The 17240-nt window shown below is 68.9% G+C and carries 15 protein-coding genes; 4 read left to right on the top strand and 11 right to left on the bottom strand.

Annotated features, from left to right (window positions below; all coding sequences use genetic code 11):
* The first annotated feature begins 67 nt into the window (after positions 1-67).
* Positions 68-2614 (top strand): ATP-binding protein, encoded by a 2547-nt coding sequence (locus ACIHFD_RS53355; protein WP_397373441.1) that lies wholly within the window; start codon positions 68-70, stop codon positions 2612-2614.
* Here ACIHFD_RS53355 and ACIHFD_RS53350 read toward each other — a convergent pair.
* A complete protein-coding gene (locus ACIHFD_RS53350; RefSeq protein WP_397373440.1) occupies positions 2590-2958 on the bottom strand; it encodes a hypothetical protein in 369 nt (122 codons plus the stop codon). The genes ACIHFD_RS53355 and ACIHFD_RS53350 overlap by 25 nt on opposite strands.
* Before the next feature lie 148 nt (positions 2959-3106).
* Between ACIHFD_RS53350 and ACIHFD_RS53345 the strand changes: the two genes are divergently transcribed.
* Positions 3107-3820 carry an expansin EXLX1 family cellulose-binding protein gene (locus tag ACIHFD_RS53345; protein ID WP_397373439.1) on the top strand — a complete coding sequence of 238 codons (714 nt, stop codon included), beginning with the start codon at positions 3107-3109 and terminating at the stop codon, positions 3818-3820.
* Positions 3821-3826: 6 nt separating this feature from the next.
* Here the strand turns inward: ACIHFD_RS53345 and ACIHFD_RS53340 are convergent, their stop codons facing one another.
* Positions 3827-4816: a GlxA family transcriptional regulator gene (locus ACIHFD_RS53340; protein WP_397373438.1), complete on the bottom strand. Its 990-nt coding sequence runs from the start codon at positions 4814-4816 to the stop codon at positions 3827-3829.
* A 131-nt stretch (positions 4817-4947) separates the two neighbouring features.
* Here ACIHFD_RS53340 and ACIHFD_RS53335 point away from each other — a divergent pair, with 131 nt between their 5' ends.
* Complete coding sequence (locus ACIHFD_RS53335) at positions 4948-5589, top strand: DUF2238 domain-containing protein (protein ID WP_397373437.1); 642 nt, start codon at positions 4948-4950, stop codon at positions 5587-5589.
* Between the two features lie 27 nt (positions 5590-5616).
* On the opposite strand, the gene ACIHFD_RS53330 is transcribed toward ACIHFD_RS53335, so the two are convergent.
* The 3 genes from ACIHFD_RS53330 to ACIHFD_RS53320 all read right to left on the bottom strand — a co-directional run bounded on the left by ACIHFD_RS53330 (position 5617) and on the right by ACIHFD_RS53320 (position 8406).
* Positions 5617-6450: a maleylpyruvate isomerase family mycothiol-dependent enzyme gene (locus ACIHFD_RS53330; RefSeq protein WP_397373436.1), complete on the bottom strand. Its 834-nt coding sequence runs from the start codon at positions 6448-6450 to the stop codon at positions 5617-5619.
* A 59-nt stretch (positions 6451-6509) separates the two neighbouring features.
* Positions 6510-7418, bottom strand: a complete 909-nt coding sequence (locus tag ACIHFD_RS53325) for an MBL fold metallo-hydrolase (RefSeq protein ID WP_397373435.1) — start codon at positions 7416-7418, stop codon at positions 6510-6512.
* A gap of 139 nt (positions 7419-7557) precedes the next feature.
* Entirely contained in the window at positions 7558-8406 is an 849-nt protein-coding gene (locus tag ACIHFD_RS53320) for a helix-turn-helix transcriptional regulator (RefSeq protein WP_397373434.1), read from the bottom strand.
* 59 nt (positions 8407-8465) lie between these two features.
* On the opposite strand from ACIHFD_RS53320, the gene ACIHFD_RS53315 reads away from it, so the two are divergent.
* Complete coding sequence (locus ACIHFD_RS53315; RefSeq protein ID WP_397373433.1) at positions 8466-10037, top strand: FAD-dependent oxidoreductase; 1572 nt, start codon at positions 8466-8468, stop codon at positions 10035-10037.
* A gap of 198 nt (positions 10038-10235) precedes the next feature.
* On the opposite strand, the gene ACIHFD_RS53310 is transcribed toward ACIHFD_RS53315, so the two are convergent.
* The 6 genes from ACIHFD_RS53310 to ACIHFD_RS53285 form a co-directional block, all read right to left on the bottom strand.
* Positions 10236-11849, bottom strand: coding sequence for an FAD-dependent oxidoreductase (locus ACIHFD_RS53310; RefSeq protein ID WP_397373432.1), 1614 nt, complete (start codon positions 11847-11849; stop codon positions 10236-10238).
* Complete coding sequence (locus tag ACIHFD_RS53305) at positions 11849-12961, bottom strand: hypothetical protein (RefSeq protein WP_397373431.1); 1113 nt, start codon at positions 12959-12961, stop codon at positions 11849-11851. Before ACIHFD_RS53305 ends, ACIHFD_RS53310 begins: the two co-directional genes overlap by 1 nt.
* Positions 12958-13926, bottom strand: coding sequence for an acetylxylan esterase (locus ACIHFD_RS53300; RefSeq protein ID WP_397373430.1), 969 nt, complete (start codon positions 13924-13926; stop codon positions 12958-12960). The genes ACIHFD_RS53305 and ACIHFD_RS53300 overlap by 4 nt, the downstream gene beginning before the upstream one ends.
* 36 nt (positions 13927-13962) lie before the next feature.
* Positions 13963-14859 (bottom strand): carbohydrate ABC transporter permease, encoded by an 897-nt coding sequence (locus tag ACIHFD_RS53295; protein ID WP_397373429.1) that lies wholly within the window; start codon positions 14857-14859, stop codon positions 13963-13965.
* The gene (locus tag ACIHFD_RS53290; RefSeq protein ID WP_397373428.1) at positions 14856-15695 is read right to left on the bottom strand and encodes a carbohydrate ABC transporter permease; all 840 of its coding nucleotides are present in this window, start codon (positions 15693-15695) and stop codon (positions 14856-14858) included. Before ACIHFD_RS53290 ends, ACIHFD_RS53295 begins: the two co-directional genes overlap by 4 nt.
* A gap of 147 nt (positions 15696-15842) precedes the next feature.
* Positions 15843-17207, bottom strand: coding sequence for an ABC transporter substrate-binding protein (locus tag ACIHFD_RS53285; RefSeq protein WP_397373427.1), 1365 nt, complete (start codon positions 17205-17207; stop codon positions 15843-15845).
* Positions 17208-17240: the final 33 nt, after the last annotated feature.

Raw genomic sequence — 17240 nt, 5'->3', positions numbered from 1 at the left:
GCGGGCCGATGGAGAATGACATAGGCTCGTTCTTGATCCGGACAGCTGACCACTTGGAGATGGGTTCATGCCGTCAGGAGTACGCGACGGCGCCGAGGCGGGCCGTCCGGTCGGGGGGCCGGGCCTGGGCGCGTTGTTACGGAGCTGGCGTGAGCGGGCGCTGCTGACCCAGGAGCAGGTGGCGGCGCGGGCGGGGCTCAACGTCCGCACGGTTCGCCGGTTGGAGGCGGACGAGCTGCGGCGGCCGCGCAGCGCGTCGGTGCGCTCGCTGGCCGTGGCGCTGGGCCTGGACGCCGCGGAGGTGTCCGTTCTGACGCGTGCCGCGAACGGCCTGTCGGAAGGCGCGCGGCCGACCCCGCGGCAGCTGCCCGCCGACGCGGCGGCGTTCATCGGCCGGGCACGGGAGCTGGCCGTTCTCGACGACATCGGTGACGCCGCCACGGTGGTGGTCACCGCCATCGACGGCATGGCGGGGGTGGGCAAGACCGCGCTGGCCGTGCACGCCGCGTACCAGCTGGCTCCGCGCTTTCCCGACGGTGATCTGTTCGTCGACCTGCACGGCTACACGCGAGGCATGCCCGCGGCGGACCCGGCCGACGCGCTCGCCCGCGTGCTGGAGGTGCTGGGCGTGCCCGGGGAGACGATTCCGCAGCACCTCGACGACCGGGCCGCGCTCTATCGCAGCGTGCTGGCCGACCGGAAGATGCTGATCGTCCTGGACAACGCCGCCGACGAGGCCCAGGTGCGGCCCCTGCTGCCGGGTGCGGGCGGCTGCCTGGTGCTGGTGACGAGCCGGCGGCGGCTGGTCGGGCTGGACGACGCCCGTACGGTGTCGGTCGACGTGCTGCCGCTCGCGGACGCGATCGCGCTGTTCACCGGCACCGCCGGCGAGGAGCGGGTCGCGGGGGTGCCACGGGAGGTGCTGGCCGCGGTGGTACGGCGGTGCGGGCTGTTACCGCTGGCCATCCGCCTGGCCGCGGCCCGGCTGAAGGCCCATCCGGCCTGGAGCGTGCGGCACCTGTTGCAGCGGCTGGAGGAGCACCAGCACCCGCTGAGCGAGCTGCGCGCCGGGCAGCACAGCGTCACCGCCGCGCTCGACCTGTCCTACCAGGAGCTCACGGACGCCGAGCGGCGGGCGTACCGGCTGCTGGGGTTGCACCCCGGCATGGACCTCGCGCCCGACGCGGCCGCCGCGCTGCTGGCCACCACCGTCAAGCGGGCCGCGACGCTGCTGGACCGGCTGCTGGAGGTCCACCTGCTGCAGGAGCCGATCCCCTGCCGCTACCGATTCCACGACCTGATCAGGACACACGCCGCCGAACGGGCCGCCGGCGAAGAGCCCGAGTCCGACCGGCGCGCCGCCTCGGCGCGGCTGCTGAACCACTACAGCCGCGCGGCCTCGGCGGCGATGGACCTCCTCTATCCCTACGAGGCGGACATGCGGCCGCGTATCGCGCCGGGCGAGGTGGCGCCGCCCGCGGTGGCCGACGCCGCCGCGTGGCTCGAGGCCGAGCTGTCCAACCTGCTCAGCCTCGCGCAGCTGGCCGCCGAGCACGGCTTCTCCGAACACGTCCGGCACCTGTCGGCCACCCTGCACCGGTGCCTGCGCACCCGCGGCCGGTATGCCGAGGCCGAGACGCTCCTGGAGCGGGCGCTGTCGGCGGCCCGGGCCGCCGAATACCGTACGGGCGAGCTGGAGGCCCTCCTCGGGCTCGGCGAGATCCGTCAGATGCAGTGCCGGTACGAGGCGGCTCTGGAGGATTCCTCCCGCGCCCTGGCCATCGCCTGCGCCATCGGTCATCGAGCGGGCGAGTTACGGGCGCTCAACGGCATCGGCATGGTCCGCGGGTTCCAGGGAGAGTACGCGCGGGCCGCCGAGCACTTCGAGCAGGCGCTGGACATCGCCCGGGCGATCGGTCACCGTACGGGTGAGCTGGACGCGTTGATCGCCGCCGGCAACGTCCACCGGATCATGGGGTGGTACGACACGAGCGCCGACGAGCTGGCGCGGGCGCTCGTCATCGCCCGCTCGATCGGCCACCGCACCGGCGAGTTACGGGCGCTGCTCGGCATCGGCTTCATCCACCTCGGACAGGGCGCGCACGGCCCGGCCACCGGCTACTTCACGCGGGCCCTGGGGCTGGCCCGCGCCACCGGGCACCGGCTCGGCGAGCTCGACAGCCTCAACGGCCTCGGCCACCTGCACCGCTTCCAGGGACGGTACGAGGAGGCGTACGACTGCTACGAGCAGGCCCTGCGCCTGGCGTGCGAGATCGGCAACAGCAACTGGCAGTTCGAGGCCCTCCACGGCATGGGCCGGCTGCAGCATGCCCGCGGCCAGTCCGACCAGGCACTCGACTGCCACCGCCAGGCGCTGGACCTCGCCTCGGACCTTCACCAGCCGAGCGACCAGGCCCGCGCCCACGACGGCCTCGCCCACGCCCACCACGCGCTCGGCCGGCCCGACCACGCCCGGCGCCACTGGGCCGAGGCCCTGACCATCATGTCCGCCCTCGGCATCGACCGGACCGAAGAGACGGGGGTGGACGCCGAGAGCATCCGCGCCCACCTGGCGTCAGCCGATTCGCATCAGCTGCCCGCCGTCGGCCCGTAGGCGCAGGGCGGGGCCGTGCCCGGCTGCATCCGGACGCGAAGCACCTGGCGGAGCTCGGGCGGCAGGCTTCCGCGCCCCACGCAGAGCACCTGGCTCGCGCCCGTACGGCCGGTGAGCACGACCTGGCAGCCGGGAACCGGCTGGTTGTCGAACGTGTCGACCTCGTACAGCTCCACCGGCTGATCCCGGGGCGGCTGGCAGGTCGTGTAGCTGAAACTGACGCCGGCGGTCCCGCTGATCAACGTCAGCCGTCCGACGGCCGCGTGCGCCGTGCCCGTCGTGCCCGCCACCGCCAGGCAGGCCAGCGCCGACCCGGCGAGCAGTGCTTTCGTCATCGATTTCATGACGCGAGTGTCGATTGCCGCTGCCTGAACATCCAGGGCAATAACCGGCTATTTCCCGGACATATCACGGAAGATCTGCAGCTTTACCGTACCGAGATATACCGATTTCGCTACTGTCGCATCCATCACATATGAGAGGAAAACCTGGATGCGCCGCTTACCCACTGTTCTCGCCGCCGCGCTCGCCGCAACCTCGCTCCTCCCTGCCTCCGCCCTGGCCCAATCCGGCCGGAGCAAGGAGAGCACCGCGGCCGCCGGCGCGTCGGCGAAAGCGACCAGCGGTAAGGCGACCTTCTACGAACTCCGGTCCGGGGGCGGCAACTGCTCCTATCCGTCGCCTCCCGCCGGCGATCTCTACGTCGCGCTCTCCCGCGGCGAGTACCGCGCCGCGGCCGCCTGCGGCGGCTACCTGACCGTCACCGGGCCGAAGGGCTCCGTGCAGGTCAAGGTCGTCGACCAGTGCCCAGAGTGCCCCGCCGGGCACATCGACCTCAGCCGCAAGGCCTTCGCCCGCGTCGCGGACCCCGACAGGGGCTTGGTCGGGGTCACCTACAGGCCGGCCGCCAACCCGAAGATCGGCAAACCGCTCTCCTTCCGCGTCAAGGAGGGGTCGTCGCAGTGGTGGCTGGCCCTGCTGGTCAACAACCACGGCAACCCGCTCACCTCGGTCGAGGTGAAGACCGCCGGCGGCGCGTGGCGCAAGCTGGCCAGGGCCGACTACAACTACTGGATCGCCGAGTCCGGCGCGGGCCAGGGCCCCTTCTCCGTACGGGTCACCGACACCCGCGGCCACCGGGTCACCGCCAGCGGCGTCCGCCTGGCTCCCTCCGCCGTCCAGCACACCACCACGAAGATGTACTGAACGCCGTCAGCCTCGGGTCTGAGGATCCACCACGGGCCGGTGGCCGGCCAGCCGGAACCGATTCCGGTACGCCGACGGCGCCACACCGAGCACCCGCAGAAACGCCTGGCGCATCGTCTCCTGCGAGCCGAAGCCGCACGCCTTGGCGATCTCCCGCACGATGGCGTCCCCGGACTCCAGCCGGGCCTGCGCCGCTTCGACCCGGAGCCGCTCCACGAACTGGGCCGGCGTCGACCCCAGCTCGCGGCGGAACAGGCGGGTCAGGTGACGCTCGCTGACGGCTAGGCCGGCGGCCATCGTGGCGAGGCGATGGTCCGCGGACAGGTCCGCGGCGACCAGGTCGAGCGCGCGGCGTACGGTCGGGTTGCGGGGCGCGGGAGCGGCGCCCGGGACGCTGAACTGGCGCTGCCCGCCGGGACGCTGCAGGAACACGACGAGGTGCTTGGCCACCGCACGGGCCCGGTCCTCGCCCTGGTCCTCCCCGACGAGCGCCAGCGCGAGGTCGATCCCGGCGGTGACACCCGCTGACGTGACGATCGAGCCGTCGCGTACGTAGATGGCGTTCGGCTCCACCGTGACGCCCGGGAACCGCGCCGCGAACTCGGCGCAGGCGTCCCAATGCGTCGTGGCCCGCCGGCCGTCGAGCAGCCCGGCCTCGGCGAGCAGGAACGCGCCCGTACACACGGACACCACCCGCCGGGCCCGCGGCGCCAGCTCCCGCAGCCTGTCGACCAGCGCGGACCCGAGAACCCCTGACGACCTCCTCGGATAGCCCGGCACCACCAGCGTGTCCACGTCGAGGTCCGGATCCGACAGCGCGAGATCCACGCTCAGCGAGATGCCGACATCGCTGCGAACGGGCTGCCCGTCCGGCGAAGCCAACCGCACCCGATATCCACCGGCGTCGTTGAAGACCTGAACGGGGCCGGCCACGTCGAGCAGCAACACTCCGTCGGACACGGCGAAGATCACTTCGTCGGACCGATTCGTTGTCATGTGGATAGTCTGTGGGCGCACGACGGATGTCTGCAAGGACGCCTGTCCCACGGATCCGGACATCAGGCGGTCGATGACGATGACCTGCTCCCCTCGCTTCTCTCACCCCCACCGCTTTCGAGGCTGATCGCATGACTCCTGCTTCCGCCGCCCGGCGGCTGCCCTTGGTGCTGGCCGCCGTGGTGCTCCTCGCTCTGGTCGTCTCGGGTTTGCGTCCCTACGACCGGCTCACCTGGCTCCTGGAGACCTTCTGGGTGATCGGTGGTCTGCCGCTCCTGGTGGTGCTCTGGCGGCGCTTCCCGCTCACCACGCTGCTGTGCTGCCTGCTGGCCGTGCACGCGCTGGTTCTGATCGTCGGGGGGCACTACACCTATGCGCGGGTTCCGTTCGGGCACTGGCTGCAGGACGTGCTGGCGCTGTCGCGCAACCCCTATGACCGCGTCGGCCATCTGGTGCAGGGGTTCGTGCCCGCGATCCTGGTCCGTGAGGTGCTGGTGCGGACCTCCCCTCTGCGCGGCAGCGCGTGGCTGGCCCCGCTGACCGTCTGCGTCTGCCTGGCCTTCAGCGCCTTCTTCGAGATGCTGGAGTGGTGGTCGGCGCTCGCGGCCGGGTCGGCGGCCGACGCCTTCCTCGCCGTCCAGGGCGACCAGTGGGACACCCAGTGGGACATGGCCTGCGCCCTCATCGGCGCCGTCGCGTCCCTCCTGCTCCTCACCCGCCTGCACGACCGGCAGCTCGCGCCCCTGCACGCCGACCGGCGTCAGTGCATGTGACGGGTGAAGCGGCCCTGTCCGGTCGTTTCAGGCGACGACCGCGAGCAAGGTCGTCATGGCCGCGGTGAGCTCCGGGTCGCCGCTCGGGTTCGAGCGTGCGCGGGCCTCCTCGACGCTGATGCCCCTGGTCGCCAGCCGCCAGAAGGTGTCCTGGTCCATCGAGACCCGCGCGGCCGGCCGGTCGCCGGGCATCCCCGGCCGCCATCGGCCGCCCTGCCAGGCCACGCTCCACTGCCCGCCGGCCGCCCCGAGCACCTCCAGGTGAGCCGCTGTGCCGTCGGGGCGTTCGTACGTCCTCAAGGTGTGCGGCAGGGCGCGCGCGAAGAGGTCCAGCACCGGCGCCATGAGATCGGGCTGCGTGGCTCCGGGCCGGGAAACCGCGTCGCGGACCTGCTGCTGGTGAACCCAGAACTCGGTGTATTCGCGACCGATGTCGAGCCAGGCGGGGCTGTCGAGGTCCATGGCGGCGGCCCAGGACACGTTCAGGTCGGCGGGCGCCTGCAGGTCGCGTGCCGCCCAGAGGGTGTCCAGCTGCGGCCCCAGGTGCTCCAGCAGGTCGATCAGCAATTGCGGGCTGAGCTGGCGACCGGCCCGGACGAACTCGTCGTTGGTCCGCGCGAGGTAGGCGGGAAGCGTCTCGTCGTCGGCGAAGACGGCGCCCCCGTGCCCGTCGCGGCTGCCCGACAGGCGCCGCATGTAGTCGTTGAGAACGTGACCGACTACGTCGTGCACGTCCCAGCCTGGACAGATCGTCGGTCTGGCCCAGTCCGCCGGGTCCAGGGCACGCAGCAGGTCCAGCATGGCCTGCCGCTCACGCGGGAACAGGGGGCGTACGTCGATGACCGAACCGAAGAGCGTCATGACGTGACCCTATTGAACCGCCACATCCAGGGAGAACTCGTTTTTGAGCTGCCATCCGGTCAGTCCATGAAAGCGCTCCATGCGACGACGCTGAGGTTGTCGGCGAGGCAGATGTCGGTCCCGCCGAGGCGCTTGTCCCACGACGCCGGCATGAGCTCCGTCGCACGTGCGACGACCGCGTCCATCCAGACCTTGAGCCGGGCCTGCCGATTGTCGTCCGGCACACCGGCAGCGGCGGCGGCCTCCCTCAGGTCCACCTCGCGCAGCGCCTCGGTGGCGGAGGTGCGCAGGTCGCGGATGTACTCGCGATGCGTCTGGACGTCGTCAGGAGTGCCGAAGAGGGCCATGTGACCCGAGACGACGGTTTCGAAGTCGTATTCCAGCATGAGGTCCATCGCGGCGAAATACGTGGGGACATGAGGGGTGAAGAGAAGACGGAAGAACGGCGCGTTCTTGACGGTGAAACTGTCGATCGCCGTCAGGATGCGATGTTCCGGGAGGTGGATGAACAGATTGCCCGGCAGGTGCCAGTCTCCTTTGTACTCGAGGACGAACCGCTCTCCGTCGATGTCCAGCTCCCTTCTCGTTCCGCTGAAGGTTTCGTTGGGCAGAGGCCGGTTGCCGTCGTGCGCCTTCTTGATGAATTCGGCGGTACGGTCGTGGGCGATGATCTTCAAATCGTCGCGGGCCAGCAGGTGCGCGGAGCCGATGTGGTCGGCGTGCGCGTGACTGTAGATCAGGTGAGTGATCGGCTTCGGCGTGACCTCCTCGATCCCCGCCAGCAGGTTTCCGCCCAGGTCCAGCGGGGCGTCCACGACGACCACGCCGTTCTTGGTCACCAGGAACATGGTGTTCACCATCCCGCTGGTGATGCCGTAGGCACCGCCACCCAGCTCCGTGACGAGATAGCCGGCATCAGGGATTTCCGGTCCTCGCGCGAACTCCGGCACAGGTGCGAATTCGTTCATGGAAACCTCCTGATGAACAGAGCCCTCCGTAAGCCACCTATCCAGGAGAGGGCCATGCAGTCACCGACCTACCTGCACGACCCGCTGGTCTCGACCCTCTTCACCGAGGGGCTCGACGGATCCCGCTGGGTGGCCGAGGTCAACGGCTGATGGACGGGCTCCCCGCGCGATATTCAGAAGGCGACTGACCGGTGGTGGCTTTGAAGACTCGGCTGAGGTAGAACGCGCTGCGATATCCGCACCGTTCGGCGATGGTCTGCAGGGTGAAGTCGGTCCCGGTCAACAGCTCCCGCGCTCTCCGCAACCTGACGCCACGAAGGTATTGGCCCGGTGTGACACCTCGAACGTCCCGGAAGCGTCGCGAGAGCAGCGAAGAACTGACGCCCAGCGTCCTCGCGAGGTCGCCGAGCGAAAGATCCGGCGAGGTGAAGCACTCCAGGATGAAGGCGATCGCCTTCCGCACCAGAACGTCTTCACGCACGTCTCCCCGCGTCCGCTCCCAAAGTAGGGTGATGAGTACGTCGTCGACCACATGCGCCGCGACCATCTCCGCATCCAACCTTTGATGACCTTCATCGGAAGCGGATTGCGTGGATTCGAGAAGTGCGAGGTCGGCGCGCAGGCGATCGACGTCGCGCAATCGACTGCAGCCGATCGGCGGCTCCAGAGCGGTCAGGAATCGCGCGAAGAAGAACGACGTCGGCATTTTCATCTGCCGCCGTAGCGTGCTGCCCGGCGGGCTGATGACGACATCGCCGAAATGCGCCTCGCCCCGAAGCCCGGCCTCACCCACCGCTCTGGTTCTGTGCGCCGCTTCATCCTCGACTTCATAGGAGAACGTTCCGTTCCTCGGCAGCAGCATGCACCACCCCTCGTACGTGTCGGAACCGAGGCTGAACTGCGGGCGCCGGGGCGCCAGCAGGTAACCATCAAGACCCATCCCATGGCCTCTCATCAAAATGTGCATGATCTCCACCAAAATCGCCATTCCGTGGTCCTGCGCAGTCCGAAAAAATATGAGGACCAATCTCGAACAGGACGGAATCGATGACGCTGAGGGCCGATATCTGCGTGTACGGAGGAACACCCGCAGGCTGTGTCGCCGCCATCACGGCACACCAGGAGGGCAACTCCGTAATACTCGTCGAGCCAGGTCGTCGGCTCGGAGGAATGTTGGGCTCGGGAATCAAACCGCTCCAGGACTGCCCCCTTCCCGAGGCTGTCGGAGGACTGACGAACGACGTGATCTTCCGCTTCGGGAACCATCCCCCGGACATCGTGCGCGGGTTCCACGAGTGGCTTTCCGAGGCCGGCATCAGAGTGATCTTCGAGCACCGCATCCGCTCGGCGACGCGAAACGGCGACCATATCGACACCATCCAGCTTGAGCCTTCACCGCCGAGCAAATGGGGAGTGCCGCCGCCGGCATCCGAATCGGAAGAGCCTTTCAGCATTTCGGCGTCGATTTTCGTCGATGCTTCTTACGAAGGCGACCTGATGGCTCTCGCAGAGGTTCCCTATCGAACCGGACGCGAATCACGCCAGGCTTTCGGCGAGGCACCGGCAGGCGTCGGTCACGTCACGAACTGGACGCCGATCGACCCCTACGTCGTACCGGGCGATCCCACCAGTGGGCTCATCCCGCTCATCGACGAGGACCACGGATTGCCGATCGGCTCGGCGGACGGCTACACCCAGGCATACAACTTCCGTTTCTATCTGACGTCGGACAAGCGTCACAGGGCTGAGATCACCGCGCCGGACGACTACTCACCTGACACATTCGAGTTGATCCGCCGCTACGTCGAGCACATCAAGTCCGTGAGCACGAGCACCGGCGACCAGCTGGACAGACTCCGAGCTGTGTTTCCCGGATGGCTCAATTCAGGTGAATACAACTACCAGCGCGCCTCCCTAGTCACGAATGCGCCCGTCGGCGTGAGCCACGACTACCAGGACGGCGACTGGAACGTCCGGTCGCGGATCTGGCTCCACCACATCGACTATCTCCGCGGCCTGCACCACTTCCTCTCGACCCACCCTGAGGTGCCCGAGGGGTTCCGGCGGGAGACGGCCGCGTACGGCTTGGATGCCGACGTCTTCCCGGAGACCGACGGGTGGCCGCACCAGCTCTATGTACGGGTATCCCGGCGCCTCAAGGGCCGGTACACCCTTACCCACGCGGATGTGTTGAACCAGACCGATCCCACCGATGCCATCGGGCTCGCCCTCTTCGGCGTGGACGTGTACCCGGCCCGGCGCATCGCTCATCGCGATTCCGAAACAGGGCGACTCGGGGTTGCGACCGAGGGCGACATGTTCATCGGCGGACACCTGGGAACGGGCCGGCCGTACCCCGTTCCCTACCGGGTCATCACGCCGCACAAGAGCGACTGCGCGAATCTGCTCGTGCCCGTGTGCCTGTCGGCGACGCACATCGCGTACGCGGCCACCCGCATGGAACCGGTCTTCTGCGTTCTCGCGGAGTCGGCTGCCGTCGCGGCGACGTTGGCGATCCGGAACCAGGTTGCCGTTCAGGACATCGACCCCGAGCAGCTTCGGAAACGCATCACCGAGAGAGGCCAGATCATCGCCTGGAGCCCCCAGGAATCCGGGTGAGAGTGATCCGCAGCCCGCTGGAGTGATGATCGAGTCGCAGCGGGCCGTCGACCGGCTCCCGCGGCGCACCGGCGAGGCGATGACGACGTCAAGGTCCACCGGCGCCATGCGGACTCCCCGGGGAAGGGCTGCTCCACGCCGCCGACGAGGGCCGGGCCGAGCGCGCGTGGCAGGAGAACGTGACCATCGCCGAGCCGCTCAGCTCGCGGACCGACCGGTGCGGATGTCATCGGGCCACTCGAGAGTGACACCGAGGTCATCACGAAGACGTCGCTGCAGGCGGCGGAGGCTCGCCGGATCGGCCCGGAGCTGCGCCGGGGTCTGGGCCGTCCCGGCGATCTGGGCCGCCAGAGCGCCGACCGCCTCGCCGATGGACCATTCGACCGGATGCAACCGGTACGCGCCGTTGGCGACATGGGTGGTGCCGATGTTCTTGTTCGCGGCGACGAGGTTGTCGACGTCGACCGGGATGAGGGCCCCGAGCGGAATCTGGAACGGGAAGCAGTCGATGTCGACATAGCCTCGGCCGGAGGTGCTGGGATGCAGGTCGATGCGGTAGTGGCCGATGCCGACGCTGTCCTCGAAAAGGGCGCTTCCCTCGCCGGGCCCCCGCATTTCCACCCCGATGTGCGCCTCGGTCACCCGAAACAGGGGACGGATCCGGCGTGACTCGCGAATGTACACCTCCTTCGCCAAGCCATCCGAGGTGCCCGTGACATCGCCCCTGGGCCGCAGTTCGGGATAGCCGGTGCCGCCGTCATGGCGAGGGGCCTCGGTCTGCATCCAGTGGACGAAGCTGCGGGTGAGGGAGCGCGCCTCCGCCAGCGCCTGCTCACGCTCCTCCGCGCTCACGCCGAGCAGCGGACGCTCCCAGTAGTCGATCTGCGGCCAGTTCACCAGCGTGATCTCGCCGCCGGGAAAGCTCGGGTCGAGGTTCTGCCGCGACAGGATCCGGCGGTAGTGCCACAGGTCGTCGGCGCCTGTGTGGACGGCCTGCTCGGGCGAGTGGACGAACAGCGGCCGCCACCGCACCGCACCCGTATCGGGCACGATGTCCTTCCAGGACAGCTGCGGGCCGGGCCAGCGGGGGTCGACGGTGTCGCGCCAGTGCTCATAGTCGCCGGGCCTGTCGATGGTGTGGTCTTCACCCTCGCGATATTCGAGTGCCACGCACCAGGTGACCGCCTGCTGATCCCGTGGATCCGGCTCCGGCGGTGCGTGGAGTTCGCCGGTGTCGTCGCGCGACTCCGCCCCGATCGTGAAGAGCATGCCGGCCTGCTCCAGGAGGTCGCCTTCTTCGGTGGCGTCGGCCACGAGGCGGGCGGTCACCTCGACGAGGTCGCCTTCCCGGCTGCGCAGCCGTACGTTGGCGATCTGCCGGTCGCGGCGGTCCACGTTCACCACGTCGTGTTCCCGCAGCACGGTGATCGCGCCCGAGGCGAGGTGCGGAGACAGCAGTTCCTCGATCGCCAGCGCGCCCACCCTCGGCTCGTGACACAGCCGCGAGACGTTGCCCCGACCCGGATTCAGCTGCGGGTCCGCGGCCGCGTCCGGGGCAAGCGGGTAAAGGCGGCGATAGTGGGCTCGGACGGTCTCGCGGAGCTCGCGGTACGAGGTCGAGCCGAGCTCGGTCTCGATCCACCGGTGCTCGTCCGGCGGAACCGCCTGCGTGGTCAGCTGGCCGCCGAGCCCGTCCGACCGCTCGGCGAGCACCACCCGGATGCCGAGGCGCGCCGCCGTCAACGCGGCGGCGACTCCCCCGAGCCCTCCTCCGACGACCAGAAGGTCCGTGTGAAGCGTACGCTCGCTCATCACATGCCCCTTTCATGAACGATTGCGGGTCCGACGGTCGCCTCCATGCGCGCGAACCAGCCTTCGGCGAAGTCGATGTCAGGCGCCCGTCCGGCGGGCAGGGTGATCGTCGACTCCGCTGCCGCCTGTCCGCGTGGCCGCTCACGCAGTTCCGCGACCACCTCGGCCACCCGCGATCCGATCGGTTTCACCAGTCCTTCGGCGTCGATGAGGCCCAGGCCGTACTCGAGCTCGTCGAAGCCGGTGAAGCGGCGGCTGATGTCGTGGGACGCCCACCACGTGACAGCGCCCAGTCCGGGGATCGCGGCGGCACGCCGCAACATCCGCTCGGCGAAGTCCTCCACGGCCATGTCCGTGAGCCAGAGCGGGGAGACCCCGAGCTCCTGGATCCACACCGGCTTGCCGGCAGCGCCAGGGGTCGCGCGGGCGACCTGCGCGAGATAGTCGGGGATGGCCCAGGCGCGCTCCTCCCCGACCCTGGCCAGAGCACCGGTGAAGAACGGCCACGCGTGCACCGGGACGAGATCGCACGCGCCGGCCACGAACGCCCGCCCGATCGGGGCGTCGTCGCTCATCCACGGCACATGGTCGACTCCCACGGTGACCGGCACGGAGGCCGCACGAGCGGCGTGGAGCATCCTCGCGGCCCAGGCCTCGCCTTCACCTGGCTTGAGACGGCGCATGAGGACGTTGGGCTCGTTCGCGACGTCGACGCACCAGAGCGCCGGGTGGCCTTCGACCGCTCGCGAGACGGCGCCGACGAGCAGTTCCGCGGCGGTGACGGCCGCGGCGTCGGTGAAGGGTTCGACGTCCTTCAGCCAGGACGGCCGGAAGTCGAAGCCGCTCAGCCAGCCGTTCAGCACGGTCACGCAGACGTCGAGCCCGCTCTCCGCCGCACGGTCGAGCAGGCGGACGAGGCGGCGCAGCGCGCGTGGCGACACCCAGGACGGGTTGGGCTGGAAGAGCGGCCACAGGCACTGCACGCGCACATGGTCGAATCCGAGCGAGGCGATCTGGTGGAGATCCTCCGCGAACGCGTCGTCATCGTCCTCTGCCCAGGCGTACCACCAGTTCTCCCGCGGCAGGTAGTTGACCCCGAAGCGCGCGCTCATGCCCGTGCCGTCCCCGTCAGGAGGGCGACCTGCCGCGGCCATTGAGCGGCGGCTCCGCCTTCGTGGCCGTTGAAGGAGTACACGGTGATCTCCTTGGGGCCCGCGTAGGCGTTGAACGCGGCGAAAACCGTCGACGGAGGGCAGGTCTGGTCCATGAGCGCGACCGAGAACAGGGCGGGAGCGGTGGCCAGAGCCGCGAGATTCACACCGTCGAAATACGAGAGCGTGTCGAAGACCCGCTCGGCGCTCTCGCGGTGCACGGCGAGATAGCGCGTGATCTCCGCGTACGGCTCGCGGTCGGTCAGGCCGACGGCGCGCTCGAAATGGCACAGGAACGGCACGTCGACGAAGACGGCCATGAGCTCCTCCGACAAGCCCGCGGCGGCGAGCGCGATGCCGCCTCCTTGGCTCCCGCCGGACACCGCCACGCGGGCGGCGTCCACGGACGGGTGCCGGCGCACGGCGTCGACCGCACGGACGGCGTCGGTGAACAGCCGCCGGTAGTAGTACGTCCCGGGATCCTCGATGCCACGGGTCATGACACCGTTCGCCGCCGGTCCGGACCCGTGCGGGTCGGGAGTGGCCCCGCCGACTCCCCAGGTGGAGCCCTGGCCACGCGAGTCCATCACGAAGCACGCGTATCCGGCTGCGACCCACGGAAGGTACTCGTGCGGCAGCCCGCGGCCCGCCCCGTAACCCAGGAACTGCACGACGGCGGGGTGGGGCCCGTCGCCGGGCGGCAGGAGCAGCCAGCCGGCGATCGGGTCGCCGGCGAACCCCGGGAAACGCACGTCGAGGACGTGGCACCCGACGAGCGGCGTCGTGGCCGGGGTGAAGTGCGGATCTCCGCCCGCCTTCCGGGCGTCGGCGAGCGTCTGCCGCCAGAAGGTGTCGAAGCCGGCGGGGACCCGGACCTCTGGCCGGTACGCGCGGAGCTGGTCGATGGGCAGGTCGAAGTGGGGCATCGGTGTCCTTGGTGCGGGTGCGGACGAAGCGTCGGCTCAGCCCTTGAGCGCGCCGGCGTTGCCTGCCGCCTGCAGGAACTGGCGCTGGAGAGCGAGGAAGAGACCGACGGGGATGATGACCGAGATGAAGAGCGCGGCCATGAACTGCGAGAAGTCGATGGAGCTCTGCAGCCTCGGCAGCGCGACCGAGATCGGCTGGTCCTGCGGGTTCGGCAGGACCAGCAGCGGCCAGAGGAACTCCTTGTAGGAGCCGACGAGCGTGAGGAGGCTGACGACGCCGAGAATCGGGCGTGACATCGGCAGGACGATGGAGAAGAACATCCTGAAGGGTCCTGCTCCGTCGATGCGGGCCGCGTTGAAGAGCTCCCGGGGGATGTTGGCGAAGAATCGCTGCATGAGCAGCACGTTGACGGCGTTGGCCGAGGACGGGAGCCACACCGCCCACATCGAGCCCAGCAGGCTGACATGGACGAGCGGAATGTCGATGACGGTCAGGTAGAGCGCCACAAGGGAGATCACGCCGGGAATGAACAGGGTGGCGAGGAGCGCAGCGAACACGGCCTTGGCGTACTTCGGCCGGAGAACCGCCAGACCGTAGCCGCCGGTCGTCGCGACGAGGAGCCCCAGGAACAGGGACCCGGCCATGAGCGCGAGCGTGTTCCAGAAATATCGGCCGAAGTCGACGCGTGTCCACACCTGAACGAACGAGTCCCAGTGGATGCCGCTGGGCCACAGGGAGAACGGCGCCGACAGCGTCTCGGTGGTGGTCGACGTGGCGGCCTTGAAGAGCCAGAAGAGCGGGCCCGCGCAGAGGATCACGAGGCCGGCGATGACGAGCGTGCCGATCGCCGCGACCGAGACGCGGACGACAGGTCTGCGACGATCGAGGAAGGAGAGGATGCCGCGTTCGGACGTAGCGGTTTCGGTGGTCATGAGGTGCTCCAGCGTCTGGTCGCCCAGAGGTACACGGCGGACAGGGCCGAGAGGACGACTGCCAGCAGGACGCTCAACGCGGTGGCTCGGCCGTAGTCGCCGGAGATGAAGGCGTAGCGATAGATGAGCATCAAGATCGTGACGGTGCGGTTCTCCGGACCGCCGTTCGTCATGATGTACGGCTCGGTGAAGACCTGGAACGTGCCGATGACCTGGAGAAGGAACATCACCAGAAGCACGCCGCGCATCTGGGGCAGGGTGATGTGCCAGAACCGGCGCGACACCGCTGCTCCGTCGGCCTCGGCGGCGTCGTACAACTCGGTCTGGATGCTCATCAGCGTCGCCAGGTAGATGATCGTGGCGGTGCCGAACGACGCCCACGTCGCCTGCAGCACGATCGACGGCATGGCCAGATCGCCGTCGTTCAGCCAGGGGACGGGGCCGAGGCCGAACCAGCCCAGCACGGTGTTGAACACCCCCTTGGGGCTGGGGTCGAAGAACGCCTTCCACAGCAGCACGGCGACGACCGGCGGGAAGATCACCGGCAGGTAGACGAGGGCGGACGCGATCCTCCGCGCGCGCCGCAACTCGCCGATGAACACCGCCACAAGCACCGGGACCGGGAACCCGATCACGAAGGCCAGGATCGAGAACCACAGGGTGTTCCAGGTCGCCGTCAGCAGAAGAGGGTCCTTCAGGACGCGGGCGAAGTTGTCGAGCCCGACCCACTCGGAGGTGAGAAAGTTCGTGCGCTGCAGGCTGAGCAGCAGGGAGCGGAGAATCGGCCACCAGGAGAACAGCCCGAATGACGTGAGAAGGGGGATGAAGAAGATCAATGTCGAGAGTCCGCCGCGGCGGACCCAGCGCACGACACCGCGCGAACGCTCTGTCGTAGGGGGAATGGTTGCGTCCGTCATCGTTCCGGAGGCGCCTTTCTGGACTGTCGCCCCCGTCGCACCGGCCGGCGTGACGGGGGCGACGGTTCAGCCCGCGTCGATCGCGGACTGGACCTTCTTCTGAGCGTCGTCGAGCAGGGCGGTGATGTCGGCGTCCCGCCGGGTCAGCACCGCCTGCACGACGTTGTCGAGGATTCCGTACGTCTCCTGCGCCTTCGCCGCCGGTTCGGGCACGAGCGGCAGCGTCTTGGCCGAGTCGAAGTACGCCGCGAAGTGCTCGCGCGGCACGTTGACGTAATCCTTCACCCACGTCAGATACCGGTCGGTGGTGGCCTGGTCGAAGAGCGGGAGCACCGGTGCGCCCACCGGCAGCTTGTCGGCGGCGGCGGCCTTGGCGCCCGTGACGGCCGCCTGTTCGTTGTTGTACTTGTTGAACTCGGCGAACTCGATCCACTTGAGCGCGGCCTTGATCTCCTCCGCCGAGGCCCGCGGATTGATGATGGCCACGGACCCGCCGCCCAGAGTGCCGAGGCCCCCGGGCGCCTGCGGCATCGGGGCGAGGCCGAAGTCGTCCGGCTTCATCCCGAGAGACTGAACAACCGGGGTGTAGGTGTCCGCACCCTGCACGATCATGCCGACCTTGCCGCTGGCCAGGGCGTTCGTGATGTCCTTGTACCCGATGAGGAAGTCGGACCCGAAGGTGTCGTCGTCCCACCGCAGGGAGCGGTAGAACTCCAGCGCGGCGCGGGTGGCGTTGTTGTTGACGTTGGCCTGCTTGCCGTCGTCCGACTGGATCTTGCTCCCGAAGGCGTAGCTCATGGTCGTGAGCACCCAGCCTCCGGTGTTGTCCTTGGTCATGGCGCCGAAGCCCTGCACGCCGGTCTTGGCATGGATGGCCTTCGCGGCGGCCCGCACCTCGTCCCAGGTCTTCGGCGGCGCGTCGGGGTCGAGCCCGGCCTTGGTGAACAGGGCGCGGTTGTACAGCAGCCCCATGCTGTAGGCCTGGACGGGAACGCCGTAGACATGGCTGTCCGGGCTCGTGGCGACCTTCAGGATCGACGGGTTGACCCGCTTGGCGGCGGCGTCCGCGCCGACGTAGCCGGTGATGTCCGCGGCCTGCTGCCGGGCGATGATCCCCTGCATCTCCGTGAAGGGCACGTAGAACACCGTGGGCAGTTTCCCGCCCGCGACCAGCGCCTGGAAGGTGTTCACGTCGAACGAGGACTCGTCACCGGTGACCGTGATGCCGGGGTTGGCCTTGGTGAAGTCGGTGATCTTGCGCTTGAACGCCTTGAGCTGATCGGGGTTTTCCTGGGTGGGCTGACCGGCGACGGTGATGGAAACGGAGCCGGACTGCGACGGGCTCTCGGCGCCACAGCCCGTAGTGAGAGCGAACGCTGCAGCACTGACACTGAGGGCGGCAGCAAACTTCCGGACATTTGTGGGGGGCATGGGTCTCCTCAGTACTTTGTGCTGGTGTTGTCG

The sequence above is a fragment of the Nonomuraea sp. NPDC051941 genome (assembly GCF_044593615.1).
Note: the sequence above shows the minus strand (reverse complement) of the source record. Positions and strands in the feature narration are given on the sequence as shown.